This is a genomic window from Nocardioides deserti (genome assembly GCF_014266025.1).
Taxonomy (GTDB): Bacteria; Actinomycetota; Actinomycetes; order Propionibacteriales; family Nocardioidaceae; genus Nocardioides; species Nocardioides deserti.
This window is the reverse complement of the sequence record NZ_JACMYC010000002.1, coordinates 390,898-416,937: the sequence shown is the minus strand read 5'-3', so window position 1 is coordinate 416,937 and position 26,040 is coordinate 390,898. Positions and strand designations below refer to the sequence as shown.

Here is a 26,040-nt window from a genome sequence, read left to right as displayed (position 1 = left end):
GGCGGCCGGGCTTGCGAGGCCTGGCCACTGTCGGCGGGCGGCCCTAGCGTGCCGTCATGACGACCTCACCGGATGCCCCCTCGCCCGCCGCGACCCCGACCTCGACCCCGACAGCGATCAGCCTCGGCGCCGTCAACGTCGCCGCCGACGACCCCGAACGGCTGGGGGCCTTCTGGTCCGCGGTCCTCGGCGTCCCCGCCACGACGCCCATGCCGGGCCTGGTGATCCTGCAGCCCGCGCCCGGAGGCTTCGGGATGATGCTCATGCAGCGCTCGGACGAGGAGGGCAACCGGCTCCACCTCGACCTCACCGTGCCGTGGGGCACCCGCGAGGCCGAGGTCGAGCGGCTCGTCGCGGCCGGCGCGGAGTGGAAGTGGGACGTGCTCGAGGAGGTCCCGTGGGTGCGCTGGACGACGCTCGCGGACCCCGAGGGCAACCTCTTCTGCCTCGGAGAGCACCCGCCGTCGGCCTGACCTTGCTGACCGACGCTGCTGACCGCTTCGGTCAGCGGTCGCCGCACACGCTCGGCGCCAGGTCGAGGTCCGGCGCGAGCTCGTGCAGCAGGTCGCGCACCCGGGCGTCGAGGTCGCCGATGATCCGGTGCACGACGGCCGGGTCCTGCCCACCGGGGTCGTCGACGGGCCAGTCGCGGTAGACGACGCCCGGGACGTAGGGGCACTCCTCGCCGCAGCCGAGGGTGATGGCGAGGTCGCTGGCGGCGACCATCTCGGGGGTGAGGCGCTTCGGGTGCTCGCGCGAGGTGTCGAGCCCGAGCCGCTCGAGCGCGTCGGCGACCTCGGGATGGACGTGCTCGCCGGGCTGCGTCCCGGCGGAGAGCGCGACGACCCGTCCCTGCGCGTAGTGCTCGGTCAGCAGCCGTGCCACCACGGACCGGCCGCCGTTGCGGACGCACGCGAAGACCACCTGCGGCACACGCCCTCCGGCGGACTGGCCCGACGGCCCGGCGGTCACGAGGCGGCCCCCGCCCGGACGTCGGGGAAGAAGCGCCGCGCCCAGAGGCTGACGTAGACGAGCCCGACGAGGACGGGGACCTCGATGAGCGGGCCGACGACGCCGGCGAGGGCCTGGCCGCTGGTGACGCCGAAGACGGCGATCGCCACCGCGATGGCGAGCTCGAAGTTGTTGCCGGCGGCGGTGAAGGCGACGGTCGTCGACCGGGCGTACCCGAGCCCGACCTGACGCGCCAGGAGCAGGGACCCCGCCCACATCAGCGCGAAGTAGAGGACGAGCGGCACCGCGATGCGGGCGACGTCGAGCGGCTTGCTGGTGATCGTCTCGCCCTGGAGCGCGAAGAGGACGACGATGGTGAACAGCAGGCCGTAGAGCGCCCACGGGCCGAGCCGCGGCAGGAGGCGCTGCTCGTACCAGTCGCGGCCGCGCCTCGCCTCGCCGACGCGGCGGGTGAGGTACCCGGCGACGAGCGGGACCCCGAGGAAGACCACGACGCTGCCGGCGATCTCCCACGGCGAGACGTCGAGCCCCGTGGTGGACAGGCCGAGCCAGCCGGGCAGCAGGTCGAGGTAGAACCAGCCGAGCACGGCGAACGCGACCACCTGGAAGACCGAGTTGACGGCCACCAGCACGGCGGCGGCCTCCCGGTCGCCGCAGGCGAGGTCGTTCCAGATGATGACCATGGCGATGCAGCGGGCGAGCCCGACGATGATGAGCCCGGTGCGGTACTCCGGGAGGTCGGGCAGGAACAGCCAGGCCAGGGCGAACATCAGCGCCGGGCCGAGGACCCAGTTGAGGACCAGCGAGAGCGCCATCATCCGGCGGTCGCGCGCGACCCGACCGACCTCGTCGTACCGGACCTTCGCCAGCACCGGGTACATCATCACCAGCAGGCCGAGGGCGATCGGGAGCGAGACCGAGCCGACGGTGACCGCGTCGAGGGCGTCGGCGATGCCGGGCACCCAGCGGCCCGCGAGCAGCCCGGCGACCATCGCCAGGCCGATCCACAGCGGGAGGTAGCGGTCCAGCGTCGAGAGCCGCGCGACCGCCGGGACGTCCTGCGTGGTGGTCGTGCTGGGCGTGGTCATGCGGTCGCCTTCGTCGGCTTGGTCGCTCGGATGATCGCGCCGTGCATGCCCGAGACGGCCTCGTGGGTGAAGTCGACCTCGGCGTCGACGAAGCCGGCGGCCGTGAGGGCGTCGACGTACTCCGTGCGGGAGAGGGCGCCGGCGATGCAGCCGACGTACGACCCACGCTCGGCGCGGTCCTCGGGGGTGAGGTGGTCCTCCGCCACCACGTCGGAGATGCCGATCCGCCCGCCGGGGACGAGGACGCGGTGCATCTCGGAGATGACCCGCGGCTTGTCGACGGACAGGTTGATGACGCAGTTGGAGATGACCACGTCGACGGAGGCGTCGGTGAGCGGGACGTCCTCGATGGTGCCCCGGAGGAACTCGACGTTGGTCGCGCCGGCCTTGGCGGCGTTGGCGCGCGCGAGCTCGAGCATCTCGTCGGTCATGTCGACGCCGTGCACGAAGCCGGTCGGGCCGACCCGGCGGGCCGAGAGCAGCACGTCGATGCCGCCGCCGGAGCCGAGGTCGAGGACCCGCTCCCCCGCTCGCAGGTCCGCGACCGCGGTCGGGTTGCCGCAGCCCAGGCTGGCCGCGACCGTCTCGGCGGGCAGGTCCCGCTGGTCGTCGTCGCTGTAGAGCACGGCGCCGAACGACTCGTCGACCACCACGTCGCCGCCACCGCAGCACGACGTGGTCCCGTCGCCGCCGCCGTCACCGGTTGCCTGCAGCGCGTCGTTCAGCTCGGTGTTGGTGGCGCCGCTCGTCACGGCGCCGGCGGCCTCGGCGTACCGGGTGCGGACCTGCTCGCGGAGCTGGTCGCCGGTCGCGTGGGGGTTGCTCGTGCTGGTCATCACGCTGGATCCGATCCATCGGGTTCTGTCGATGGGTCGAGGGTCGTGCATCTATCGACTGATGTCAATGCGTGTGTCAGTCTGGGCCCATGCCGGCCCGAACCCTCCCCGTCGTCGACGCGACCGCGTGCTGCTCGACGGTCACCGGCGGCGTGCTCGACGCCGACGATGCCGGCCGGCTGGCGCGGATGTTCAAGGCGCTCGGCGACCCGACCCGGGTGCGACTGCTCTCGCTGATCGCCGCACAACCCGAGCGCGAGGCGTGCATCTGCGACCTGACCGAGCCGGTCGGGCTCGCGCAGCCGACCGTCTCCCACCACATGAAGCAGCTGGTCGACGCCGGCCTGGTCGTGCGCGAGCAGCGCGGGCGGTGGGCGTTCTACCGCGTCGTCGACGACACGCTCGCGGCGCTCAGCAGTGCCTTGAAGCCGTAGCCCGACGAGCCCGGCTGCTCGCTCCACCCGTCTCTGCTGCCCATTGTCGTCGAACATGTGTTCGTATGTCATGGACCCATGTCCACCTCCACCCTCGCCCCCGCGGCCGACCTGGCAGACGACGCCGTCACGCCCGGTGCGCTGCTGGACCGGGTCCGCACTGCGAGGAGGACCGCGGACGCCGCCGAGGTGGAGCTGCTGGTCCTGGCGGTCGAGTGGGCGCACGCGCATCCGGTGCTGCGCGGGCAAGAGGCGTGGGGTGTGCCCAGCGCGCTCTCGACGCCCTCGGCGGCTCCGGGGACCGCGGACGACCCGGACGCCGACGTGGCCGGTGACGAGCTGTCCGGGATCCCGCTGGTGCGCTGGGACGCACCGGCGGCGTTCGCCGCGGCGAACGCCATGTCCACCAGGCCGGGCAGGCGCTGATCCGCGACGCGTTGGTGCTGCGCCACCGACTGCCGAAGGTCTGGGCCCGCACGATGGCCGGTGACGTCGCCGCCTGGCGGGCCCGCCGGATCGCCCAAGCCGTCCTCGGCCGCCCCGATGACGTCACCACCTACGTCGACGACCACGTCGCCCCCGTCGCCGGCTCCATCGGTGTGGTCCGCTTGGACCGGATCATCGACGAGGCGATGCTGCGCCTGCACGCCGAGGAACGCGAGCTCGCCCAGCTCGCCGCGCTCGACAAGCGCTACGTCCGCCTCGACGAACACACCCTCAACCACTCCGGCATCGCCGAGCTCCTCGTCCGCGGCGACTGGCGCGACCTCCACGACGTCGACCAGACCATCACCCGCCTCGCCACCATCCTGGGACAGGACGGTCAAGCGGGGCACGGACAGTCCCTCGACGTCCGCCGCTCCATGGCCGTCGGCGTCCTCGCCGACCCCGCCGCCGCCGACGCCCTCCTCCACGGCGACCGGCCCACCCGACCCAGCACCCGTACCGTCCTCCACCTCCACCTCGCCGAAGCCGGCCTCTGGGGCCTGGAACCCGTCGGCCGCAACGAGACCGCCGGCCGCCCCGAGCTCGAGCAGGTCATCCGCTCCTGGTGCGGCCGCACCGACACCCACCTCACCGTCCAGCCCGTCCTCGACCTCGCCGAGCACGCCCACGCCGAGCAGTACGAGATCCCCGACCGGCTCCGCGACCAAGTCGCCCACCGCGAACCCCAGTGCGTCTTCCCCTGGTGCGCCCGCCCCTCCCGACACTGCGACTGCGACCACATCGCGGCCCACGCCACCGGCGGACCGACCTGCCCCCACAACCTCGCACCGCTGTGCCGCCGACACCACCGCCTCAGAACCCACACCGGCTGGCGCTACCGACCCCTCGACCCCGTCATCGACCCCGGCGTCCACCTCTGGACCGACCCCCACGGCCGCCGCTACCTCCGCGGCCCCACCGGCACCACCGAGATCGCCGACCCGTGACCGCCGTTTGACGCCCGCCCTCCCGGGGGACGGGCGGGCATGCCTGGAACCCCGCGTGCGAGCGTGCTGCGCAGCGATTGGCGTCCCCTCGGCACCGAGCGTCACGAGCTCGGGGAAGGGGCGCGGTTCCTCGACGGCCAGCTGTGGTTCGTCGACATCATCGCCGGCCGACTGCTCCACGCCGACCCGCGGAGCGACCAGCCGCCGCAAGACCTGGTGCAGCTGGACGTGCCGCTCGGCGCCGTCGCGCTCGCCGACACGGGCGCACCAGGCGAGGCGGACGGCCGCCCGACGTTCATCGCAGCGGCGGGGACCGGGATCGCACGCCTGGACCCGTTCGGCGAGCTCGGCTGGTTCGGGCAGCCGGCCGACGGCGGCCCGGTGGAGCGGCGGATGAACGACGCGGCGACCGACCCGTCGGGGCGGTTCTGGGCCACCTCGATGGCGTGGGACAGCACGGACAGCGCCGGGGCGCTCCACCGGCTCGAGCCCGACGGTCAAGTCACCACCGTGCTGACCGGGTACACCGTCCCCAACGGGCCGGCGTTCAGCGCGGACGGCCGCACCATGTGGCTCGCGGACACCCCGCGGTCGGTCATCCACCGGTACGACGTCGACCCGGCCACCGGCGACCTGGGCGAGCGGGAGGTGTTCGTCCAGGTGGACGGGACGCCTGACGGCATCACCGTCGACGCCGAGGGCTTCCTCTGGTCGGCGATCCATGGCTCGTCGTGCCTGCACCGCTACAGCCCGTCCGGGGACCTCGTCGAGCGGATCGAGGTGCCCGCCCGCCAACCCACCAGCATCGCGATCAGCGCGGAGGCGCCGCACGTCCTCGTCCTGACCACCGCGACGGAAGGACTGGACGAGCCGCAGGACCACGACGGCCGCGCGCTCGTCGCCGACGTCGCCGTCGCCGGGCGGCCGCAGCCGACGGCCCGCCCCGTCAGAGGTGGTCGGGGACGATGAGCGCGTACGGGTCCTGCCGCGCGGGAGGCCGGCGAGGGCGGCCAGGACGAGGGCGCACGGCCCTTGACGACCCGCGCGCCGCGGACCCGGCCGGCCCGGTCGAGGTCGCCGGCCTGGCGGAGGCGCGCCCCGGGGCAGGTCAGGTCAGGGCACGGAGCGCGGCGGTCACCGCGATGGCGGTGAGGACCACGACCAGCAGCGGCAGGCGGCGCCAGATCATCACCGCCGCGACCGCGACCCCGGCGGCGCTGGCGTCCACGTGGAGCCGCTGGCCCTCGCTGAGGGTCGAGGTGACCACCAGGGCGGCGAGGAGCACCGGCGGCAGCAGCGCGATCACTTTCATCGCGGTCGGTGGCAGCACCCGGCCGCCGACCAGCACGGGGCCGAACGCCTTGATCAGGGCCGTCGTCACCGCGAGCGCGCCGATCATCAGCCAGGCGGTCATCGCGCCAGCCCCACGAGCGCGGCGGTCCCGGCGACGAGGACCGGCACCCCGGGCGGGGTGAACGGCACCAGGGCGAGGGCGATCAGTGCGCCGGCGAGGGCCACCCCGCGCGACCGGGGGTCGCGCAGCTCCGCGGCCAGCAGCGCCAGGAAGAAGACCGGGAACACCACGTCGAGGCCGAACCGGCCGGGGTCGCCCGCCACGTCACCGAGGAACGCCCCGGCCACGGTGCCGGAGACCCAGCCGGCGTACTGCGGCACGGTCGCGCCCATCATCAGGTGCCGGTCGAACGAGCCGTCGCCGTTGTTGGCGAGCGCCCACGACGGATCCACCACCGTCTGCCCCTGCAGGGCGCGCCGGCCAGGGCCGCCGCCGAGCGACGGGGCGACCGCGATGCCCATGGCGAGGAACCGCGCGTTCATCAGGCTGCCCGCCAGGACGCTCGGCACCACGCCCCCGCCGGCGCCCAGGATCGCCGTCGCGGCGAACTGCGCCGAGCCGGCGTGGACCACCGCCGACATCACGATCGCCTGGAGCGCGCTGAACCCGGCCTGCACCGCCAGCACGCCGAACGACATCGCGAGCAGGAACCCGACGAACGAGAAGGGCACGCCCGCTCTCAGCCCCCGGCGGAACGACTCGCTCACCGGCCCAACCTACGGGCCGGCCGGGCTCAGAGGTGGTCGGGGACGATCAGCGCGTCGGGGTCCTGCCGGGGCGGCAGCGCGGCGAGCGCGGTCTGGACGAGGGCGACGCGTCCCTTGACGACGAGCGCGCGGCGCACCCGGCCGACGCCGTCGCCGACCTTCTCCTCGACGACGCGGGTGACCTCGTCGTCGGTGTAGGTCGGGCGGGTGCCGGGCTCGACCTCGACGTCGGGAAGCGCGACCAGCACGGGCAGCACCTGGTCGCCGAGGGCGTCGAGGTAGCGGAACCGCTGGATCGTCGTCAGCGCCTGCCACGCCTCGTCGACGTCGCGCTTGCCACGGCGTACGTCCTTGTCCTGCGCGGCGAAGACCGTCTTCGCGGCGCCGGTCAGGGCGGCGGTCAGCTCGTGCTCGGTGAACCTCATCTGGCCTGCCTCGAACGGGGGTACCTCACGGGGCCAGTGTGTCTCTCGAGGCCTTCCGGTGCCACGCCGCCTGCCGCCGGGCATGGAACGGGCCGCTGCGCTGGCCGGGCTGCGGCGTCAGGGCGCCAACGGCACGGTCGCCTGCAGCACCGCCTCGGTGAGCGCCTCGGACCGCAGCGACGCGACCGCCTGGAACTCCGGGTCGGCCAACATCTCCGAGAACGCCTGCCGGGAGGGGTAGCGCACCAACATCACCGCGTCCCACGCCTGGCCGTCCTCGGCGACCAGCGCGGTGGAGCCCTGGCCGTAGTAGACGAGCTCGGCGCCGTACCGCGGGAGGATGTCGGTCCCGACCTTGCGGGAGTACGCCGCGTAGTCGCCGCCGCCGGCCGGGTCGAACCGCAGCAGGTTGAGCATCACCACCGGCCCGCCCGGGTCCTCCGCCAACAGCTGCTGCAGCGCTGCTCCCGTGGGGTCGACCGCCATGTGCACTCCTTCGTCGGCGGGGTCCGTGGATTCCGGGCCCGGCGCCCGTCCGGTCCTAGAATGTCGGACGCACAGGGTTCAGCGCGTTCTTGGTGGCGGGTACGGCGCGCGTCGTCCCGGCGCACCCGAAAGGCCCCTCCGCATGACCCCGCTCGCCTCCTACCGCCGACTCCTGGCGATCGCCGGACCGACGTACGTCGTCGTGGCGTTCCTCGGCCGGCTCCCGCTGGCCATGAGCCAGCTCGGCACGCTCCTGCTCGTCTCGACCGCGACCGACAGCTACGGGCTCGGCGGCCTCAGCGCCGGTGCCCTCGCGGTCGCCAACGCCCTCGGCGCACCCGTCGCCGGTGCGGTCGCCGACCGCACCGGCCAGCGCCCCGTGGTGCTGGTCCAGTCGCTCCTGGGCGCAGCCGGCCTCGCCACGCTGGTCGCGGTCGTGCACGCCGACGCGACCGCCGCGCTCGTGGTGACGACGGCGGCGCTGACCGGTCTCGTCCTCCCGCAGGTCGGCCCGCTCGCGCGCGTGCGCTGGCGCCCGCTCACGCACGGCACCGGACCGCACCAGCGGCGGCTGGTCGACGCGGCGTTCTCCTACGAGGGCGCGGCCGACGAGGCGTCGTTCGCCATCGGCCCGGCGCTGGTCGGCGTCGCGGTCGCGCTCGTCTCCCCCGGCGGGGCACTGCTGCTGGCCGCCGGTCTGCTGGCCGTGTTCGGCACCGCCTTCGCGCTCGACCCGTCCGCCCGGCTGACCCGCCGCAACGGCAGTGCACCGCTGGCGACCGGCCCGCTCGTGACCGCGGTGTTCCTGGTGCTCGCGCTGGCGCAGGTGTCGATCGGGATGCTCTTCGGTGCGACCCAGACCGGCGCGACCGTGCTGGCGAACGACGCCGGCCGCCCCGGGATGGCCGGCCTCGTGCACGCGACGCTGGGGGTCGGCAGCGCGGTGGCCGGCATCGCGACGGCGTACCTCCCCGAGCGGATCGGCCACGAGCGGCGCGCGCTCGCGGCGGCGGGCACCCTGCTGGTCCTGTCCCTACCGCTGCTGCTGGTCGACTCGCTGACCGGCGCGTTCCTCACCGTGCTGCTGCTCGGGTTCGCCGTCGCGCCGTACATGATCGCGGTCTTCTCGCTCGCCGAGCGGGTCGTCCCGCCGGCCCGCGTCGGCGCCGCGATGACGACGCTCGCCAGCGCGACCGGCCTGGGCTACGCGCTCGGGTCGAGCGTGGCCGGCCGCCTCGCCGACGGCAGTGGCGCGACCGCGGCGTTCGGCGTCACCGTCGGCGCGACCGTCCTCGCCGTCACCCTGATGACGACGCAGCAGGGCCGCCTGCACCGTGCGGTGCAGACGGCCCTGGTCGGAGAGCGCGAGCGCGATCAGGCCGCGGCGGCGACCTCGGTGCGCTGACGGCGGGCGAGCTGCTCGAGGCGGGCCTGGGCGGCACGCCGGGTGCGACGGTCGCCGGTCGCCATCGTCCACAGCAGCGCGAGCTGCTGCGGCGCGTTCGCCGGGGTCGTCGTCTCGAGCCAGCCGTTGGGCAGCGAGAGGCGGACGACCTTGTGCCAGGCGCTGGCGACCTGCTGCGGCAGCGGCGCCTCGTGGTAGTTCAGGCCGTACTTCTCGAACAGCGCCTTCACCTTGGGCGCGACCTCGGCGTAGCGGTTCGAGGGCAGGTCCGGGAAGAGGTGGTGCTCGATCTGGTGGGACAGGTTGCCGGTCATCAGGTGCATCAGCTTCGAGCCGGAGATGTTGGCCGAGCCGAGCATCTGGCGCAGGTACCACTCGCCGCGCGTCTCGTTCTCGGGGATCGACTTCTTCTCGAAGGTCTCGACGCCCTCGGGGAAGTGGCCGCACATGATCACCGAGTGCGACCAGACGTTGCGCACCAGGTTGGCGGTGAAGTTCGCGGCCAGCGTCGGCAGGAACGAGCCGGTCGGCAGCGCGAGCGCGGGGTTGACGACGTAGTCCTTGGTGGCCTGCTTGCGGATCTTGCGCAGGGTGTTCTTCGCGTTGCGCTTGAACGTCTCGCTGCGCTTCTCCTTCGGCATCGACAGGTTCTTGCCGAGCTCGAGGTCGTAGGCGGCGATGCCGTACTCGAAGAAGCAGGCGTTGATGAAGTTCCACAGCGGCTGGCCGAGGTACATCGGGTGCCAGCGCTGGTCCTCGTCGACGCGCATGATGCCGTAGCCGAGGTCGTTGTCCTTGCCCACGATGTTCGTGTAGGTGTGGTGGACCTCGTTGTGGCTGTGCTTCCAGCCCTCGGCGGTCGACGCGTTGTCCCACTCCCAGGTGGTCGAGTGGATCTTCGGGTCACGCATCCAGTCCCACTGGCCGTGCATGACGTTGTGGCCGATCTCCATGTTCTCGAGGATCTTCGCGACCGAGAGGCCGACGGTGCCCGCGACCCACGCCGGCGGGAAGACGCTGACCAGCAGCGTCGCGCGGGAGGCGAGCTCCAGGCGGCGCTGGATGTTCACGATCCGACGGATGTACGCCGCGTCGCTCTCGCCGCGGCTGTCGATGACGTCCTGGCGGATCGCGTCGAGCTCGATGCCGATCTGCTCGATGTCCTCGGGCGTCAGGTGCGCGGTGGGGTTCTCGGGCTTGCGGGTGATCGTCGTCATGGGGATCTCCTTCGGTCAGGGTGCGATGGAGCGGAAGTCAGTGTCGGACTCGAGCGAGAGCTCAGTGCTGGATTCGAGCGGGACGCTCAGTGGTCGATCGAGCACGCGCCGGCGGCGGTGCTGATGCAGGTCTGGATGGGGACGCCCTGCGGACCGGTCTCGCCGGGGACGGCGACGGTCAGCGCACCGTTGCGCAGGTCGCGCACGGCGCCCTCGCGCATCGGCAGGACGCAGGCCATGCAGATGCCCATCCGGCACCCGCTGGGCATGAGGACGCCGGCCTGCTCGGCGGCGTCGAGGATCGGGGTGGTGGCGTCGAGCTCGATCTCGGTGCCGCCGCCCGTGGAGCCGGTCAGCGTCACGGTGCCGCCACCCTCGCCGTCGGCGGGGGTGATGACGACCGGGCGGAACCGCTCGGTGGTCAGCTCGAGGCCGCGGTCGGCGTGGTGCTGCTCGAGCGCGTCGAGGAGCCCGGCCGGGCCGCAGGCATAGGTGAGCCGCTCGTCGAGGTCCGGCACCAGCTCGGCGAGCAGCGCCACGTCGAGCACGCCGTGGGTGTCGTCGAAGCGCTCGACGAGCGAGATGCGGCCCGAGGCGTGGAGCGCCCGGAGCTCGCCGCGGAAGATCGCGGCCGACTCCGAGGCGTTGACGTGCACGAGCACGATGTCGGTCGCCGGCGCCACGGCCTTGGAGTGCAGGTTGCGGAGCATGCCGATGACCGGCGTGATGCCCGAGCCGCCCGTGACCAGCAGCAGCTTGCGGGGCAGCGGCTGGGGCAGCACGAACTCGCCCTCGGCCTGCGCCAGCTGGAGCATCTGCCCCTTGCGGGCGCGGTGGACGAGGTGGTTGCTGACGACGCCGCCCGGGATCGCCTTGACGGTGATGCTGATGCATCCGTCCGGGCGCGGGCCGTGGGTCAGGGAGTAGGTGCGCCAGAGGCGGACACCCTCGACGTCGACGCCGACCCGGACGTACTGGCCCGGCACGTGGCCGGCCCAGTCGCGCCCCGGCTTGAGGACGATCGTCACCGACTCGTCGGTCTCGGGCAGGACCTGGACGATCCGGCCCCGCAGCTCTGCGCCGGCGCGCAGCGGGTGGAAGACGTCGAGGACGTCGTCGAGCTCCAGCGGGGTGACCGCGGACTCGGCGAAGCGACGTAGGGCGCTCCGGAGCGTGCGGCCACCACCGGGCGTCAGCGGTGCGGCGGCGGTGGTCATGTCTTCCAGTGTCCTGCACGGGAGTGCCAAACTCCTGTGCGAGTGACGTGAACCGGGCTGCGCTTGTTGTTCGCAGGTGACAAACTGGGGCCCGAACGCGCGAGAGCACGCCCGTTCCGGGCAGGAGGAGGCCACCGGTGGTCAGACGAGAGCCGCGGCAGCTCCCCGCGCCGGCCCTGCACCTGTCCCCGCAGGCGGTCGCCGCCATGCGCGAGGACCTGCCCGACGTCGCCGAGCGGGTGGTGCAGACGATCGTCGAGGAGGTGCCCAGCTACGTCGCCGCCTTCGACGGGTCGATGGGCGAGACCATCCGCAACGCGGTGCAGCTGGCCCTCGGCGGCTTCCTGACCCTCGCGTCCGGCCGCCGCGGCGTCGACCTGCGGACGCCCGCGCCGGCGATGGAGGGCGCCTACCAGCTCGGCCGGGGCGAGGCCCGCAGCGGGCGGACCACCGACGCGCTGCTCGCGGCGTACCGCATCGGCGCGCGGGTCTCGTGGCGCGAGATGTCCACACGGGCGGTCGACGCGGGGCTGGACGGGCAGACGCTGGCGGCCTTCGCGGAGCTGGTCTTCGCCTACATCGACGAGCTGTCCGCGGCGAGCGTCGCCGGCCACGAGGACGAGCTGGCCACGACCGGTCGCGTCCGCACCCGCCTGCTCGAGCGGGTGGCGCGCGCGCTGCTCGACGGCTCGCCGGAGGACGCCGTGCTCGAGGCCGCCGAGCGCGCCGACTGGCCGCCGCCGACGACGCTGACCGCGGTGTTGGTCCCCCGCTCGCAGGTCCGGCCGGTGCTCGGCATGGTCCCGCCGGGGACGCTCGAGGCCGGGGAGGCGAGCGGCGCGGAGGAGGTCGGGGTGCTGCTCGTGCCCGACGCGCACGGGCGGTCCCGCGGCGCGCTGCTGCGCACGCTGCGGGGTCGCGGAGCCGTGGTGGGCCCGTCCCGGCCGTGGCTGGAGGTGCGGGCGTCGTACGTCCGGGCCCGGCGGGCGCACGCGCTCGGGCTGCGCGACGACACCGAGGCGCACCTGCCCACGCTCGTGCTGACCGCCGACCCCGACGCGCTGGCCGACCTGCGCGCCCGGGCGCTCGCGCCGTTGGCCGACCTCCGCCCCGCGACCGCCGAGAAGCTGATCGAGACGCTGCGCTCCTGGCTGCTGCACCAGGGTCGCCGCGAGGACGTCGCGGCGGACCTCTTCGTGCACCCGCAGACCGTGCGCTACCGCCTCGGGCAGCTGCGCGAGGCGTACGGCGACCGGCTGGAGGACCCGCGGACCGTCCTGGACCTCACGCTCGCGTTGGGCGTCGCCGAGCCGGAGCCGGACCCGACACCCGAGAACTGATAGAAAATTCATCCAATCCGGTCGGACCCGCACGGCGAATCCCTCCCGCACCGAGCACGACACACCACTCGAGAGGGAGAGACCCATGAAGCACCGCATCGCCACTGCCGCTGTCGCCGCCCTGGCCACCTCGACCGTCGTCGCCGGGGCGGTCACCCCCGCCTCCGCCGCGCCCGCCGCGAAGGCCGGCGACAAGAGCCTCGCCGCCGTCCTCGGCGCCGACGGCACGAAGCTCGACAAGAGCTGGAAGGACTTCGACCTCACCGAGGCCGCCGTCCTCGCCGTCCTCGACGCCAAGCCGGACAGCCCCGTCGGGCTGCTCACCCAGGGCGACCAGCGCGCCACCGCCTTCGTCCCCACCGACCGGGCCTTCCGCCTGCTGGTCAAGGACCTCAAGGGCTTCGCGCCGAAGACCGAGACCAAGACCCTCAAGCAGGTCGCCAAGCTCGGTGTCGACACCATCGAGACCGTGCTGCTTTACCACGTGGTCGCCGGCAAGACCCTGACCTCCCCCAAGGTCCTCGCGGCCGAGGGGAAGCGCGTCCGGACCGCCCAGGGGGGCAGCATCAAGGTCCACGTCATCGAGGGGAAGGTCACCCTGCTCGACGCCGACAAGGACGACCGCAACCCGCGCGTCGTCGTGCTCGACATCAACAAGGGCAACAAGCAGGTCGCCCACGCCATCGACCGCGTCCTGCGCCCCGTCGACCTCTGAGCCGACACCCCACCCCCACGGGCGGGGCGGACGTGACGTCCGTCCCGCCCGGTCGCGCTCGTGGGACCGGCCCGGTTCGGGCACCGAACGCCGACACCGCCCGACGCCTGGAGACCCCGTGACCCCCACGACGACAGCCCGCCGCCTGCGGACCGCCCTGCTGCCGACCGTGCTGCTCGCCGCCCTCGCCGCCGGCTGCAGCGGGAGCGACGACGCGGGAGCCGAGCCCGACGCGACGCCGGTCGCCCCCTCCTCGAGCATCCCGCGCAGCGACGGCCCGAGCCCGCTGGCCACCCCGGAGGCCGGCCGCTACCCGACGTACGTCGCCCTCGGCGACTCCTTCACCGCCGCCCCGCTCGCCGGGCCGACCGCCGACCAGCGCTGCCTCCGCTCCGCGCAGAACTACCCCGCCCAGGTGGCCGAGGCGCTCGGCGCCGAGCTCACCGACGTCAGCTGCACCGGCGCGGACACCGCGAGCCTCATCGGCAGCCAGCGGGTGCTCGGCGGCGGCGTCGTGCCGCCCCAGCTCGACGCGCTTCAGCCCGACACGAGCCTGGTGACGATCGGCATCGGCGGCAACGACTTCGGCATCTACAGCACCCTCACCGGCACCTGCGTCCGCGCCGCCGCGCAGGACCGCGACGGGGCGCCCTGCCGCACCGCCCTCGGCCGCGACGGCGTCGCCGAGCTCGAGGCGAACATCCGCACCGTCGGCGACCGGCTCGCCGCCGTCGTCGAGGGCGTCCGCCAGCGCGCGCCGGAGGCCGAGGTGGTCGTCGTCGGCTACCCCGAGATCGTCCCCGCCGACGCCACCTGCCCCGAGCTGCTGCCGCTCGCCGAGGGCGACCACCCCTTCGCCGCCCGGATGGCCCGACTCCTCGCCCAGGTGCAGGAGCGGGCCGCCGAGCGGGTGGACGTGGCGTACGTCGACACCTACGCCGCCAGCGACGGCCACGACGTCTGCTCAGAGGACCCCTGGGTCAACGGCCGCGTCACCAGCGCCGCCACCGCCCTCGCCTACCACCCGCTCAAGGTCGAGCAGGAGGCCGTCGCCGGGCTGGTGCTGGAGAAGCTCACCTCCGCTGGTTGACCGTCGCCGGGGTTAGAGGTCCCGGTGGACGACGACCCCGCCGACGACGGTGAGGGCGACGGACATCGAGCGGAGGGCGGCGCCGGCGTCGGCGGTGGTGGGGTGGTCGGCGAGGGGGTCGGCGTCGAGGAGGACGACGTCGCCGCGGGAGCCGACGGCGACGGTCGGCTGGCCGTCGACGGAGGCGGCGAGCGCCTCCCGGGCGGTGATCCCCTGCTCGCCGTGCCACGGGTCGCGGTCGTCGGCGCTGCGGTGGACGGCCGCGGCGATCGCGAGCCACGGGTCGAGCGGCGAGACCGGCGCGTCGGAGCCGAGCGCGAGCTCCACGCCGTCGTCGAGCATCCAGCGGAACGCGAAGCACCGCGCGGACCGGTCGCCCCAGATCCGCTCGGTGATGTCGCGGTCGTCGAGCAGGTGCGCGGGCTGGACGCTGGCGCGGATGCCGAGCTCGGCCATCCGGCGCACGTCGTCGCGGCCGACCATCTGCGCGTGCTCGATGGAGCCCCGCGCGCCGGTGGCGGCGTACGACGCCAGCGCCTCGGCCACGGCGGCGTCGCCGATCGCGTGGGTGGCGACCTCGAGGCCGGCGGCGTGCGCGCGGCCGAGGTGCTCGCGCAGCTCGTCGCCGGAGAGGTTGGGCTGGCCGGCGGGGTATTCGAGGCGGTGCGCGTCGCCGTACGGCTCGCAGCACCACGCGGTGCGGGTGTTGAGCGAGCCGTCGCTGATGATCTTCAGCGAGCCCATGGTCAGCCGCGGGCCACCGCCGGGGAGCGGGTCGCCGGTGCGGAGGCCGGCGGCGAGCACCTCGTCGAGCGTCTCGACGTACGACGCGGCGCGCACGCGCAGCAGGTCGGCGCCGTCGTTCCACCGCTCGACCCACTCCAGCGGGCCGCGGCCGAACTCGTAGTCGACGATGCCGACGACGCCGAGGGCGGCCGCGGCCTCGAGCGAGCGGCGGTAGGCCTCGGGCGAGGTGCCGTCGTTGCCGACGAGCGTGACGAGGCGCGGGTAGACCGCGAACCACTCGGTCTCGCGGACCACCGAGTCGCGCACCGGCATCGCGAGGTGGAGCAGCGCGGTGGTGTTGAGCCAGGCGTGGTGGCCGTCGCCGCTGATGAGGACGACGGGGGTGTGGCCGGAGACGGCGTCGAGCTCGGAGACGGTGACCTCGCGGTCCCAGCCGCCGGAGCGGTGGCCCCAGCCGATGACGGGGTGGTCGGGCTGCTCGGCGACGCGCTCGGCGACGGCGCGGGTGACGTCCTCGGGCGTCCGGGTCGCGCCGAGGTCGAGCCGCTGCGAGGCGAGCGTCCACTGCGCCATGTGGACGTGCTGGTCCCACAGGCCGGGGGCCAGCCAGCGGCCGGCCGCGTCGACCTCCTCGACCCCGGCGGGCCGGGCCAGGCCGGGGCCGACCGCGGTCACCGCGCCGCCCTCGACGAGCAGGTCCACCGGGTCCGGGCCGACGGCCGCGGCGTCCTCGGGGCGAAGTGGCACCACGCGGGCGTTCCGCAGCAGCAGGCTGGTCATGGGGCAGAACGTAGCCGCGGGGTCGAACCCGTCTACCCTCGGGCGCCATGAGCACGCGACGTCCGGGGGCCGCGGTCCTCGCGGTCGTCGTCGTGGTCGCCGGAGCGGTGGGGCTCGCGGGCGGCGCGCTGGTCGGCGTGCTGACGCGCGAGGAGCCGCGCACGTCGGCGACGGCCGCCCCGGTGCCGGCCGTGTCGCCGTCGTACCCGGTCGACCCGCCGCCGCTCGTCGAGCCCGATCCCGACACGCCCAAGCTCGAGCCGGGCGTGCCGCTGCGGCCGGTCGAGCTCGGCATCCCGCCGTTCGGCCTGCGGCTGCCGGTGCCGGCCGGGTGGTTGCGCAGCAACTCCTCGCAGGGCGAGTGGAAGTGGTTCCCGCCCGGGCAGCCCACCGACCACGCCTACTTCCTGCGGGTACGGCTCGTCACCGGCTTCCAGACCCGCGAGTCCGCGCTGCGCGACCGGCTCGACGCCCTCGAGGGCGCCTCCGACGTCGAGGACCTGGTGGTCGAGGCGCAGACCCGGGACGGGTTCACCGCGACGTACGTGACCGCCCGGCACCGCCGCGTGGCGATGGAGCGGTTCCTCTCGCTCGACGGCCGCACCGCCTACGCGACCGTCGCCGTGATCGGGCGCGAGCGCGACCGGCTCGGGATGGCGGACCTGGCGGAGCGGATGGTGCGTCGCGCCGCCAGCTCCTGACGGCCTTCCCAGGCCTCCGGGACCTCAGATGCCGTGGGTCTCGACGCTGTCGAGCACCCGGTTGGCGGTCGCCCGGTCGTCGCTGCGCACCTGCACCCACAGCAGCCGGTTGTCGGCGACCTGGACGACCCGCTCGACGGTGACCCCGTCGGGGCAGCCGGTGTGGACGACGGTCGTCGACGGGTCCCCGGAGGTCTCGGTGACCGGCTCCTGCGCCTCGCCGCACTCGGGGTGCTGCGGCATCGTCGTCGGCAACCGGGTGCCGGGGAACAGCCCCAGGAAGACGCCCTCGGCCGGCGTCGCCGGGTCGTTCCAGTCGGTGCGGGTGCCGACGGAGAGGGCGGGGTACGCCGCGTCGCCGGTCGGCGGCGTCCAACCGTCGGTCGCCACGGAGCGCTCCCAGTCCCCCGGCACCGCGACGCTCAGGCTGCCCTCGTCGTCGGTCAGCCGGACCTCACCCTCGCGGTCGGCCTGCCAGGCGTAGCCGGCCGCGCCGCCGGCCACCAGCGCGCCCGCGGCCAGGACCGCCGCGACGGCCCACCGGCGGCGCGAGGGCCTTGGGGGCGCGCTCGGCTGGGGCGGCTGTGACATCCGGGGCGGCAGCGGCTCGGCGGCCGGTGCCGGGGCCGGCCGGGCACCGGGCTGGGTCAGCTCGGGGTCGAGCGGCAGCCAGGGCGCAGGAGCGGCGGCCACGCAGTCGAGGGTCGCCTCGAGCGCCTCGACGAACGCCGCCACGTCCGGGTACCGCTCGTCCCGGTCGACCGCCAGCGCCCGGCGCACCACCGCGTCGGTGGCGTCGGGGAACGGCCGCTCCGGCGTCGACAGCGGCGGGGGCGGAGCCGGCGCGGCGGCCGCACCCAGGGTCGTGTGGGTGTACGGCGCCCGGCCGGCGAGCAGCAGGTAGGCCAGCGCGCCGAGGGAGTACTGGTCCGCGCGCGCGTCCAGCGGCTCGGCCTGCGCCTGCTCGGGCGAGACGAAGGTGGGCGTGCCTGCGACCATCGTCAGCCGCGAGGACACGTCGAGCGCCTTGCCCAGCCCGAGGTCGCCGAGCATCGCGCGGACCGTGCCGTCGACGGTCCGGAACAGCACGTTGGCGGGCTTCACGTCCCGGTGCAGGATGTCGCGGGCGTGCAGCGCGGTCAGCCCGGCGCCGACCTGGCGGACCACCTCGACCGCCTGCGACACGGTCAGCCCGGGGACGCCTGCACCGTCGGGACCGTCAGTGCCGTCGGCGGCGGCCAGCCGGTCCGCGAGCGTGCCCTGGTCGGCGTACGCCATGACGAGGTAGGGCCGGCCGTCGTCGAGCTCGCCGGCGTCGTACACGGGGACGACGTGCGGGGACTCGACCCGCCGCAGGTAGCGGCCCTCCTCGACGAACCGTCGCAGGACGTGGGAGTCCTCGGTCCAGTTGTCGGCCAGCACCTTGACCGCGACCGGGCTGTCGAGCTGCTCGTCGTAGGCCAGCCAGACCGTCGCGAAGCCCCCGGAGCCGAGGCGTCGGCGCACGGCGTAGCGGCCGAGACGGGCGGGCGTGGACACCCCGGCATTATGTTGCAGGCGACGGGGGAGGACACCAGCCATGGCCACCGAGACGCCCACACCGGACGACATCGACGAGCTCGCGCGCCGCGCGCAGGCCGGCGACCGCGACGCGCTCGAGGACCTGCTGACGGCGGTGCGGCCGCGGGCGCTGAACGTGTGCCGCGGCGTGCTGCCGCACCTCGCCGACGCCGAGGACGCCTGCCAGGAGGCGCTGCTCAACATCGCGGGCAAGATCGGGTCGTGGGGTGGCCGCGGGCGGTTCACCACGTGGATGCACGTCGTCGCAGTCAACAGCGCGCGGTCGACGTACCGCCGGATGAAGAACCAGGCCGTCGCCAGCGACGTCCTGCCCGCCGAGCGGCCCGACCCGCGCACCACCTCGGTCATCGCCGGCACCCGTCTCGACCTGCTGGAGGCGATGGAGACCCTCGAGCGCGAGCACCCGCAGATGGTCGAGCCGCTGCTGCTGCGCGACGTCTACGGCCTGGCGTACGACGACATCGCCGGGCTGCTCGGGCTGCCGACCGGCACGGTCAAGGCGCAGGTCCACCACGGCCGCAAGCTCGTGCGGCCGATGCTGCGCGCCGATGACTGAGGCGCGTCGGTGAGGCGGCGTACGCCGCTCGGGTGCGGCCTGCTGGTCGCCGCGCTCCTCGCGGGCTGCACCGTCGACGCGCCGGACGAGCCGCGGGAGCCGGCGGCCCACCCGCCGCCGGTCGAGGCGCCCGCGGACGCGCTGGACCTGGCGGTCAACGAGCCGCGGGAGGACTCGGTCTACCCCGACGTCGGCGACCCCGGCGTCGACGCGCTGCACTACGACCTGTCGCTGGACTGGGACCCCGAGGAGCGTGTGCTCGACGGGCGCGAGCGGCTGACGTTCCGCGCGACCGCGGACGACGACAGCGTGCAGCTCGACCTGTCCCCCGAGCTGACGGTGCGGTCGGTGACCGTCGACGGCGAGGAGGTCGAGTGGCGGCACGCCGGCAAGGACCTGGTGCTGGACCACGAGGTCGTCGAGGACCAGCGCCACGAGGTGGTCGTGGCGTACGCCGGAACGCCCGAGCCCGCCGCCGCGCCCACGACCCGCGGTGACTTCAGCACCACCGGGTGGACCACCACCGACGAGGGCTGGACCTGGACGATGCAGGAGCCGTACGGCGCCTACACCTGGTACGCCGTCAACGACCACCCCTCCGACAAGGCGCTCTACGACATCACGGTCAGCGTGCCGAGCCCCTGGACCGGGGTGGCCGGCGGCGAGCTGGTCTCCCGCGAGGAGCGCGACGGCCGGACGGTCACCCGGTGGCGCATGGCCGAGCCGGCGGCGGCGTACCTCGTGACGGTCGCGACCGGCGACTACACCAGCACCGAGGCGACCTCGGCCAGCGGCGTGCCCGTCACCTGGTGGGTGCCGCGCGACCGGCCGCAGCTGGGCCGCGGCGCCCGGACGATGGCCCGGGAGCTGGCGTGGCTGGAGGAGCGCCTCGGGCCGTACCCGTACGACACCGCCGGTGCCGTGCTGGTCGAGTCGCTCAGCGGCATGGAGACCCAGACGATGATCACGCTCGGCATCAGCGACTACACGCTCTCGGCGCCGGTGGTCGTGCACGAGCTGGCGCACCACTGGTACGGGAACCAGGTCACGCCCGAGGACTGGCGCGACGTGTGGATGAACGAGGGCATGGCGATGTACCTCCAGGTCCTCTGGCAGGCCGAGCACGAGGGCCCCGGCCTCGACCGGCTGCTCGACGCGTACGCCGAGCGCGAGATCGTCGAGCGGGCCGAGGCCGGCCCGCCCGGCGCCTTCGACCCGCGGGCGTTCGGCGAGTCGAACATCTACTACGGCCCGATGCTCATGTGGCACGAGCTGCGCGAGCGGCTCGTGGCCCGCGACGGGGACGACGACGCGTTCTGGGCGATGGTCCGCGCGTGGCCCGCGTCGCGCGACAACGGCACCGCCGACCGCGAGGAGTACCTCGCCTGGGTCGAGGACCACACCGACCTCGAGCTGACGTCGTTCTTCGACGCGTGGCTCATGGGGTCCACCACGCCGCCGCGGTCCTGAGGCACGCTGTCGCCATGCGGCTCCTCGTCCTCGGCGGCTCGGTGTTCCTCTCGCGTGCGGTGGCCGAGGAGGCGGTCGCCCGCGGGCACGAGGTGACCTGCGCGTGCCGCGGCACGTCGGGCTCGTTGCCGGACGGGGTCGCCCACGTCGAGCTCGACCGTGCGCAGTCGTCGCCGCAGGCGGTGGCCGAGGCGCTCGGCGCGGCGTACGACGCGGTCGTGGACGTCGCGCGGCAGCCGTCCTGGGTGCGTGCCGCGGTGGCCGCCGTGCCGGACGCGCACTGGGTCTTCGTGTCGACGATCAACGTGTACGCCGACGAGTCGACGCCCGGCGGACGGCCCGGCACCCTGCCGCTGCGCGAGCCGCTCCAGGACGACGCCGACCTCGCCACCGACCCGGACGCGTACGGCCCGATGAAGGTCGCCTGCGAGTCGATCGTCCGCGACGGCGCCGCTTCGGCCTCGATCGTCCGGCCGGGGCTGATCGTCGGGCCGGGCGACCCCACGGGGCGGTTCACCTACTGGCCGGCGCGCTTCGCCGACGTCGCCTCCGCCCCGACCGTGCTCGCGCCCGGCGACCCCGAGGACGTCGTGCAGGTCATCGACGTGCGCGACCTCGCCGCGTGGCTCGTCACGCTGGCCGAGCAGCGGACCGTCGGCGACTTCGACGGGGTCGGCGAGACGACCTCGATCCGCGACCTCCTCGCCGCCGTCGCGCTCGGCTCCGGCGGTGGCGACGCCCTGCTGCGGTGGACCCCAGCGGCCGACCTCGAGGCGCACGACGTGCAGCCGTGGGCCGGCGACCGGTCGTTGCCGCTGTGGCTGCCGCGCCCGGCCTACGACGGCCTCCTCGCCCATGACGTCGAGCCGTCCCTCGCCGCCGGCCTCATCCTCCGCCCCGTCGAGGACACCGCCCGCGACACCCTCGCCTGGCTCCGCGCCAACCCCGACGCCCCCGTCACCGGCCTCACCCGCGCTCAGGAGGCCGCCGTCCTCGCCGCCCTCTGACCCGTTCCTGGCAGGTCGAGGGGGCCGCCAGGTCCGTCTCGAAACCTGCCGAGAAGTTCCTCAGATTGTTGTCCGCATACTGGTCCGACCTGGGGAAACAGCGCCGTCACTGTCGGTGGTCGCTGCTTGAGTAGACCCATGGCCAAGGACTCCCGACACAGTGCGCACCCGGTGTGTCGCGCGGTCGCGAAGTTCCACAAGAAGGTGGCAACGACCGCCGACGCGCGATTGTGGTCGATGTCGGACACCGAGGTCGCCGAGGCGCTGCTCGAGGCCACCCGGCTGCGCGCTCGCGTCGAGGCGCTCGAGCTCCGCCTCGCCGCGGAAGCAGACCGGCGCGCGGTGGGCGACAAGGTCGGCGCGACCGACACCGCGTCGTGGTGGGGCCACGAGACGAAGCAGGACCGGGCGGCTGCCAAGCGCCGGATGCGGCTGGCGGAGTCGCTCGACCGCCACGCCCCGACGTCGGCCGCCCTGGCGGAGGGCGCGATCAGCACCGACCACGCCCGAGTCATCACCGAGTGCGTCGACCGGCTCCCGGACGACCTCGACGACGCCTCGATCCCAGAGCGAGCCGAGAAGCACCTGCTGCACGAGGCCCTCGACCTGGACCCGAAGTCGCTGGCGATCCTCGCGAAGCACGTCCTCACGGTGGTTGCTCCTGAGATCGGGGAGGAACGCGACGCCCGCGCCCTCGAGCGCGAGGAGCGCGAGGCCCGCGCCAACGCGTGGCTGACGATGGCGCCCGACGGGAAGGGCAGCTACCGCGGGAAGTTCTCCATCCCGACCATGCAGGGCGCCATGCTCAAGAAGATGCTCCTCGCCTTCGCCGCGCCCAAGCACCAAGCAGCCACGAGGGACGAGGACGCACCGGAGGTCGCCGAGCGGCGACCGTCACCGGAACGGATGGGTGACGCGTTCTGCGAGCTCATCGAACGCCTCCCGGCGGACAAGCTGCCCCAGCTCGGCGGCCTCAACGCCTCGATCATCGTGCTCCTCGACTTCACCGGCCTCAAGAGCGACATCGGCCGCGCGGTCCTCGAGACCGGCGAACCCATCTCCGCCTCCCTCGCCCGACGCATGGCGTGCGAGGCCGGCCTGATCCCGGCCGTGCTGGGCAGCCGGTCCGAGCTGCTCGACCTCGGCCGCACCGCCCGCCTGTTCAACGGCGCACAACGCCTCGGGCTGGTCATCACCCAGCGGGTCTGCACCGCGGTCGGCTGCGACTGGCCCGCTCACCTGTGCCACGCCCACCACGACGACAGCTGGTTCACCGGCGGCAAGACCGACATGAAGAACGCCCGGCTGCTGTGCCCGAAGCACCACGCCCGCATCCACGACCCACGGTTCGAGACCACCATCCACCCCGACAACCAGGTCACCTTCCACATGCGGACATAGCCCGGCAGGTCGGCCACAGCGCGCCTCGCCTTGCGCACCGGGTCACGCCGACGGTCGCCAAGGTTTGCTGCTCGACCAGCGGAAGCGGGCGGATGATTCGGCAGGGGTTGCCCGGGGGCGGGGGAACCTTCGTCAACGGTCGCTGGGGGCGCAGCGAGCGCGAGCGGTTAGGTTCGCAGCATGGGCCGACCTAATGCTGCCGCGCTGATCGACCTGGTGCTCGACGAGGGCTCGTGGGTCTCCTGGGACACCCGGCCGGAGCGGCCCGGCATCTCCGAGGAGTACGCCGCGGAGCTGGCTCGCGCCGAGGAGAAGAGCGGCGTCGACGAGTCGGTGCTGACCGGCGAGGGCCTGATGCGCGGGCGTCGCGTGGCGGTGATCGTGGGCGAGTTCGGGTTCCTGGCCGGGTCGATCGGCCGCGCCAGCGCCGACCGGATCGTGGCCGGCATCGAGCGCGCGACCCGCGAGGGTCTCCCGCTGCTCGCGGCGCCGGTCAGCGGCGGCACCCGCATGCAGGAGGGGACGCCGGCGTTCGTGCAGATGGTCCGCATCAGCGAGGCCGTCGCCGCGCACAAGGCGGCCGAGCTGCCGTACCTCGTCTACCTCCGCCACCCCACCACCGGCGGCGTCATGGCGTCGTGGGGGTCGCTCGGCCACGTGACCGTCGGCGAGCCCGGCGCGCTGCTCGGGTTCCTCGGCCCGCGCGTCTACGAGGCGCTCTACGGCAAGACGTTCCCCGAGGGCGTCCAGACCGCCGAGAACCTCCACTCCCGCGGCATCATCGACGCCGTCGTCGCCCCCGAGGACATCGCGGAGATCCTCGACCGCGCGCTGACGGTCATCCTCGCCCCGCGCCGCGGCATCACGCCGACGACGCTCGACGCCGAGGCGACGTACGACGACCCCGGCACCGCGCCGGACGTCGAGACCTGGGACGCGGTCACCCGCTCGCGGCGGCCGGACCGGCCGGGCGTGCGCCGGCTGCTGCGGTACGCCGCCAACGAGGTCGTGCCGCTCAACGGCACCGGTCAGGGCGAGCAGGACCCGGGGCTGTTCATCGGGCTGGTCCGGTTCGGCGAGGCGCCCTGCGTGTTCCTCGGCCAGGACCGCCGCGGCCAGACCGCCGAGCAGCCGATGGGCCCGGGCGCGCTGCGTGAGGCCCGCCGCGGCATGCGGCTCGCCTCCGAGCTCGGCCTGCCGCTGGTCACCGTCATCGACACCCGCGGCGCCGCCCTGTCGGCCGACGCGGAGAACGGCGGCCTCGCCGGCGAGATCGCCCGCTCGCTCGCCGACCTGGTCACCCTCGACGCACCGACCCTGTGCCTGATGCTCGGCGAGGGCAACGGCGGCGGCGCGCTCGCGCTGCTGCCGGCGGACCGCGTCGTGGCGGCCCAGCACGCCTGGCTCTCCCCGCTCCCGCCGGAGGGCGCCAGTGCGATCGTGCACCGCGACCTCGACCACGCCCCCGAGATGGCGCGCAAGCAGCAGGTGCGGGCGCTCGACCTGCACCGGCTCGGCATCGTCGACCGGATCGTCGCCGAGCGGCCCGACGCGGCCGACGAGGCGGAGGCGTTCTGCCGCCGGGTCGGGGCCGTGCTGGAGCACGAGCTCGCCGCGTTGCTGGACCGTGGCCCGGGCAGCCCGGCCGACCGCGCGCGCCGGTACGTCTAGGCCCGGGCCAGGCCGAAGGCCAGACCCGGACAGTCTGGGCTCACTCCTCGACGACGCCGCCCGAGCACGCGGCGAGCGCGGCGGCGAAGGCGGTGCGCATCTCCTCGGGCATCTCCGAGGACGGCAGGTCCACGAACGACGAGTCGTCGTCGAGGAACCCGTCGGCGCGCATCCTCTCCATCCCCGTCCCGTCGACCCAGTGCTCGGCCATGCAGGTCCCCAGGGCCTCGTCGTCGATCCCCTGCTCCGCGAACGCCGCAGCCACGCTGGCCACCGCCGTCCCCCGGTCGAGCGTCCCGGCGGCGGTCGCACCGGTCGCCGGGTCGTCCGTCGGCTCGTCGTCGCCCCAGGTCAGCGCCCACACGACGACGCCGGCGACCGCCAGGGCGAGCAGCGCGGCGACGACGACGGCGATCCGCCGGCGGGCGTGCGGCGGCGCCGGGAGGGGGTCCGCCGGAGGCGGGTCGACCGCCTCGACGGGCACCACGTGCCCCTCGGCCGGCAGCCGCAGCAGGTCGCGCAGGTCGTCGCGCAGCGGCCCCGCGTCGGCGTACCGCTCCGCCGGGTCCTTGGCCATCGACCGCGCCAGGACCCGGTTGATCCCCTCGACCAGCGAGCCGTCGCCGGCCAGCTGCGGGACGGGCTGCTCGCGGTGCGCGGTGACCAGCTCCCACTCCGAGGAACCGGAGTACGGCGGGTTGCCGGTGAGCGTGGTCCACAGCAGGCAACCGAGCGAGTAGACGTCCGAGCGCGGGTCGGCCGGGGCGCCGCTGTGCAGCTCGGGCGCCATGTAGTCGGGCGTGCCCGGCGCCGTCGCGGTGTGGTCGCCGGCGGTGGGCCGGACGATCCCGAAATCGCCGAGGTACGCCGTGACGCCACCGTCGCGGCGCCGGAGCAGGACGTTGGACGGCTTGACGTCGCGGTGCACGAACCCCGCTGCGTGGACGTCCGCCAGCCCCGCCGCGACCTGCGCGGCGATGTCGACCGCGGCCTCGCGCGGCGGCACCCCGCGGGCGCGCAGCTGCTCGGCCAGGTCGCCGTCGGGGACGTGCTGGGTGACGAGGTAGAGCCGGCCGTCGGCCTCGCCGTGGTCGTAGACGTGGACGACGTGCGGGGAGTCCAGCGAGGCCTGCGCCTGCGCCTCGCGCACGAACCGGGCGCGGAAGTCGTCGTCGTCGGCCAGTCGGGGCGCGATGACCTTGATCGCGACCTGCCGGTGCAGGCGCGAGTCCAGCGCCTCGAACACCCAGCCCATGCCGCCGGCGCCGATCCGCGCGCCGATGCTGTACGGCCCGAGCCGGTCCCCCAGCTCGGGGTAGCCGTCGTCCTCCGCCTGATCCGTCACGGGTTCCGCTTACCCCTCAGCGGCCCCGTCTAGTCGGGCGCCGCTGCGGCGGTAACAAGCAG

Annotated in this window: 27 protein-coding genes; 15 read left to right on the top strand and 12 right to left on the bottom strand. The window is 74.3% G+C overall.

Annotation, left to right across the window (positions count from 1 at the left end; translation table 11 throughout):
• Window positions 1-56: 56 nt before the first annotated feature.
• Window positions 57-473: a VOC family protein gene (locus tag H7344_RS05355; RefSeq protein ID WP_186344960.1), complete on the top strand. Its 417-nt coding sequence runs from the start codon at window positions 57-59 to the stop codon at window positions 471-473.
• A gap of 31 nt (window positions 474-504) precedes the next feature.
• Here the strand turns inward: H7344_RS05355 and H7344_RS05350 are convergent, their stop codons facing one another.
• From H7344_RS05350 to arsM, 3 genes are read right to left on the bottom strand one after another with little or no spacing between them, the layout of a single operon-like run.
• Window positions 505-972 (bottom strand): arsenate-mycothiol transferase ArsC, encoded by a 468-nt coding sequence (locus tag H7344_RS05350; RefSeq protein WP_229707031.1) that lies wholly within the window; start codon window positions 970-972, stop codon window positions 505-507.
• Window positions 969-2,060: an ACR3 family arsenite efflux transporter gene (arsB, locus tag H7344_RS05345; protein ID WP_186344959.1), complete on the bottom strand. Its 1,092-nt coding sequence runs from the start codon at window positions 2,058-2,060 to the stop codon at window positions 969-971. The genes H7344_RS05350 and arsB overlap by 4 nt, the downstream gene beginning before the upstream one ends.
• On the bottom strand, window positions 2,057-2,896 hold the full coding sequence (arsM, locus tag H7344_RS05340; RefSeq protein ID WP_186344958.1) for an arsenite methyltransferase: 840 nt from the start codon (window positions 2,894-2,896) through the stop codon (window positions 2,057-2,059). The genes arsB and arsM overlap by 4 nt, the downstream gene beginning before the upstream one ends.
• 89 nt (window positions 2,897-2,985) lie before the next feature.
• Here arsM and H7344_RS05335 point away from each other — a divergent pair, with 89 nt between their 5' ends.
• The 4 genes from H7344_RS05335 to H7344_RS05320 all read left to right on the top strand — a co-directional run bounded on the left by H7344_RS05335 (window position 2,986) and on the right by H7344_RS05320 (window position 5,732).
• Window positions 2,986-3,330 (top strand): ArsR/SmtB family transcription factor, encoded by a 345-nt coding sequence (locus tag H7344_RS05335; protein WP_186344957.1) that lies wholly within the window; start codon window positions 2,986-2,988, stop codon window positions 3,328-3,330.
• 78 nt (window positions 3,331-3,408) lie between these two features.
• Window positions 3,409-3,756, top strand: a complete 348-nt coding sequence (locus tag H7344_RS05330) for a hypothetical protein (protein ID WP_186344956.1) — start codon at window positions 3,409-3,411, stop codon at window positions 3,754-3,756.
• 14 nt (window positions 3,757-3,770) lie between these two features.
• Entirely contained in the window at window positions 3,771-4,763 is a 993-nt protein-coding gene (locus H7344_RS05325) for an HNH endonuclease signature motif containing protein (protein ID WP_186344955.1), read from the top strand.
• 39 nt (window positions 4,764-4,802) lie between these two features.
• Window positions 4,803-5,732, top strand: coding sequence for an SMP-30/gluconolactonase/LRE family protein (locus tag H7344_RS05320; protein WP_186344954.1), 930 nt, complete (start codon window positions 4,803-4,805; stop codon window positions 5,730-5,732).
• A 139-nt stretch (window positions 5,733-5,871) separates the two neighbouring features.
• Here the strand turns inward: H7344_RS05320 and H7344_RS05315 are convergent, their stop codons facing one another.
• The 4 genes from H7344_RS05315 to H7344_RS05300 form a co-directional block, all read right to left on the bottom strand.
• The gene (locus H7344_RS05315) at window positions 5,872-6,177 is read right to left on the bottom strand and encodes an AzlD domain-containing protein (protein WP_186344953.1); all 306 of its coding nucleotides are present in this window, start codon (window positions 6,175-6,177) and stop codon (window positions 5,872-5,874) included.
• Window positions 6,174-6,824, bottom strand: a complete 651-nt coding sequence (locus tag H7344_RS05310) for an AzlC family ABC transporter permease (RefSeq protein WP_186344952.1) — start codon at window positions 6,822-6,824, stop codon at window positions 6,174-6,176. Before H7344_RS05310 ends, H7344_RS05315 begins: the two co-directional genes overlap by 4 nt.
• A gap of 26 nt (window positions 6,825-6,850) precedes the next feature.
• A complete protein-coding gene (locus tag H7344_RS05305) occupies window positions 6,851-7,249 on the bottom strand; it encodes a hypothetical protein (protein WP_186344951.1) in 399 nt (132 codons plus the stop codon).
• 117 nt (window positions 7,250-7,366) lie between these two features.
• Window positions 7,367-7,735 carry a DUF1330 domain-containing protein gene (locus tag H7344_RS05300; RefSeq protein ID WP_166188759.1) on the bottom strand — a complete coding sequence of 123 codons (369 nt, stop codon included), beginning with the start codon at window positions 7,733-7,735 and terminating at the stop codon, window positions 7,367-7,369.
• A 142-nt stretch (window positions 7,736-7,877) separates the two neighbouring features.
• Here H7344_RS05300 and H7344_RS05295 point away from each other — a divergent pair, with 142 nt between their 5' ends.
• Window positions 7,878-9,140, top strand: coding sequence for an MFS transporter (locus H7344_RS05295; RefSeq protein WP_186344950.1), 1,263 nt, complete (start codon window positions 7,878-7,880; stop codon window positions 9,138-9,140).
• Here the strand turns inward: H7344_RS05295 and H7344_RS05290 are convergent.
• Together H7344_RS05290 and H7344_RS05285 are read right to left on the bottom strand one after the other, a co-directional pair.
• The gene (locus H7344_RS05290; RefSeq protein WP_186344949.1) at window positions 9,110-10,357 is read right to left on the bottom strand and encodes a fatty acid desaturase family protein; all 1,248 of its coding nucleotides are present in this window, start codon (window positions 10,355-10,357) and stop codon (window positions 9,110-9,112) included. The genes H7344_RS05295 and H7344_RS05290 overlap by 31 nt on opposite strands.
• A gap of 86 nt (window positions 10,358-10,443) precedes the next feature.
• The gene (locus H7344_RS05285) at window positions 10,444-11,574 is read right to left on the bottom strand and encodes a ferredoxin reductase (RefSeq protein ID WP_186344948.1); all 1,131 of its coding nucleotides are present in this window, start codon (window positions 11,572-11,574) and stop codon (window positions 10,444-10,446) included.
• 137 nt (window positions 11,575-11,711) lie between these two features.
• Here H7344_RS05285 and H7344_RS05280 point away from each other — a divergent pair, with 137 nt between their 5' ends.
• From H7344_RS05280 to H7344_RS05270, 3 genes are all read left to right on the top strand, one after another.
• Window positions 11,712-12,914: a PucR family transcriptional regulator gene (locus H7344_RS05280; RefSeq protein ID WP_229707030.1), complete on the top strand. Its 1,203-nt coding sequence runs from the start codon at window positions 11,712-11,714 to the stop codon at window positions 12,912-12,914.
• Between the two features lie 85 nt (window positions 12,915-12,999).
• Window positions 13,000-13,629, top strand: coding sequence for a fasciclin domain-containing protein (locus H7344_RS05275; protein ID WP_186344947.1), 630 nt, complete (start codon window positions 13,000-13,002; stop codon window positions 13,627-13,629).
• 118 nt (window positions 13,630-13,747) lie between these two features.
• A complete protein-coding gene (locus tag H7344_RS05270; RefSeq protein ID WP_186344946.1) occupies window positions 13,748-14,719 on the top strand; it encodes an SGNH/GDSL hydrolase family protein in 972 nt (323 codons plus the stop codon).
• A gap of 12 nt (window positions 14,720-14,731) precedes the next feature.
• On the opposite strand, the gene H7344_RS05265 is transcribed toward H7344_RS05270, so the two are convergent.
• On the bottom strand, window positions 14,732-16,246 hold the full coding sequence (locus H7344_RS05265) for an amidohydrolase (protein ID WP_186344945.1): 1,515 nt from the start codon (window positions 16,244-16,246) through the stop codon (window positions 14,732-14,734).
• A 47-nt stretch (window positions 16,247-16,293) separates the two neighbouring features.
• Here H7344_RS05265 and H7344_RS05260 point away from each other — a divergent pair, with 47 nt between their 5' ends.
• Complete coding sequence (locus H7344_RS05260; protein ID WP_186344944.1) at window positions 16,294-16,947, top strand: hypothetical protein; 654 nt, start codon at window positions 16,294-16,296, stop codon at window positions 16,945-16,947.
• A 24-nt stretch (window positions 16,948-16,971) separates the two neighbouring features.
• Here the strand turns inward: H7344_RS05260 and H7344_RS05255 are convergent, their stop codons facing one another.
• Window positions 16,972-18,486, bottom strand: a complete 1,515-nt coding sequence (locus tag H7344_RS05255; protein ID WP_186344943.1) for a serine/threonine-protein kinase — start codon at window positions 18,484-18,486, stop codon at window positions 16,972-16,974.
• A 40-nt stretch (window positions 18,487-18,526) separates the two neighbouring features.
• On the opposite strand from H7344_RS05255, the gene H7344_RS05250 reads away from it, so the two are divergent.
• The 5 genes from H7344_RS05250 (at window position 18,527) to H7344_RS05230 (ending at window position 24,633) form a co-directional block, all read left to right on the top strand.
• The gene (locus H7344_RS05250) at window positions 18,527-19,084 is read left to right on the top strand and encodes an RNA polymerase sigma factor (RefSeq protein WP_186344942.1); all 558 of its coding nucleotides are present in this window, start codon (window positions 18,527-18,529) and stop codon (window positions 19,082-19,084) included.
• Between the two features lie 9 nt (window positions 19,085-19,093).
• Window positions 19,094-20,554 (top strand): M1 family metallopeptidase, encoded by a 1,461-nt coding sequence (locus tag H7344_RS05245; RefSeq protein ID WP_186344941.1) that lies wholly within the window; start codon window positions 19,094-19,096, stop codon window positions 20,552-20,554.
• 14 nt (window positions 20,555-20,568) lie between these two features.
• Window positions 20,569-21,561 (top strand): NAD-dependent epimerase/dehydratase family protein, encoded by a 993-nt coding sequence (locus tag H7344_RS05240; protein ID WP_186344940.1) that lies wholly within the window; start codon window positions 20,569-20,571, stop codon window positions 21,559-21,561.
• 138 nt (window positions 21,562-21,699) lie between these two features.
• The gene (locus tag H7344_RS05235) at window positions 21,700-22,962 is read left to right on the top strand and encodes an HNH endonuclease signature motif containing protein (protein ID WP_186344939.1); all 1,263 of its coding nucleotides are present in this window, start codon (window positions 21,700-21,702) and stop codon (window positions 22,960-22,962) included.
• A gap of 180 nt (window positions 22,963-23,142) precedes the next feature.
• Entirely contained in the window at window positions 23,143-24,633 is a 1,491-nt protein-coding gene (locus H7344_RS05230) for a carboxyl transferase domain-containing protein (RefSeq protein WP_186344938.1), read from the top strand.
• Window positions 24,634-24,673: 40 nt separating this feature from the next.
• Here H7344_RS05230 and H7344_RS05225 read toward each other — a convergent pair whose 3' ends face one another.
• Window positions 24,674-25,978 carry a serine/threonine-protein kinase gene (locus tag H7344_RS05225; protein ID WP_186344937.1) on the bottom strand — a complete coding sequence of 435 codons (1,305 nt, stop codon included), beginning with the start codon at window positions 25,976-25,978 and terminating at the stop codon, window positions 24,674-24,676.
• Window positions 25,979-26,040 lie beyond the last annotated feature (62 nt).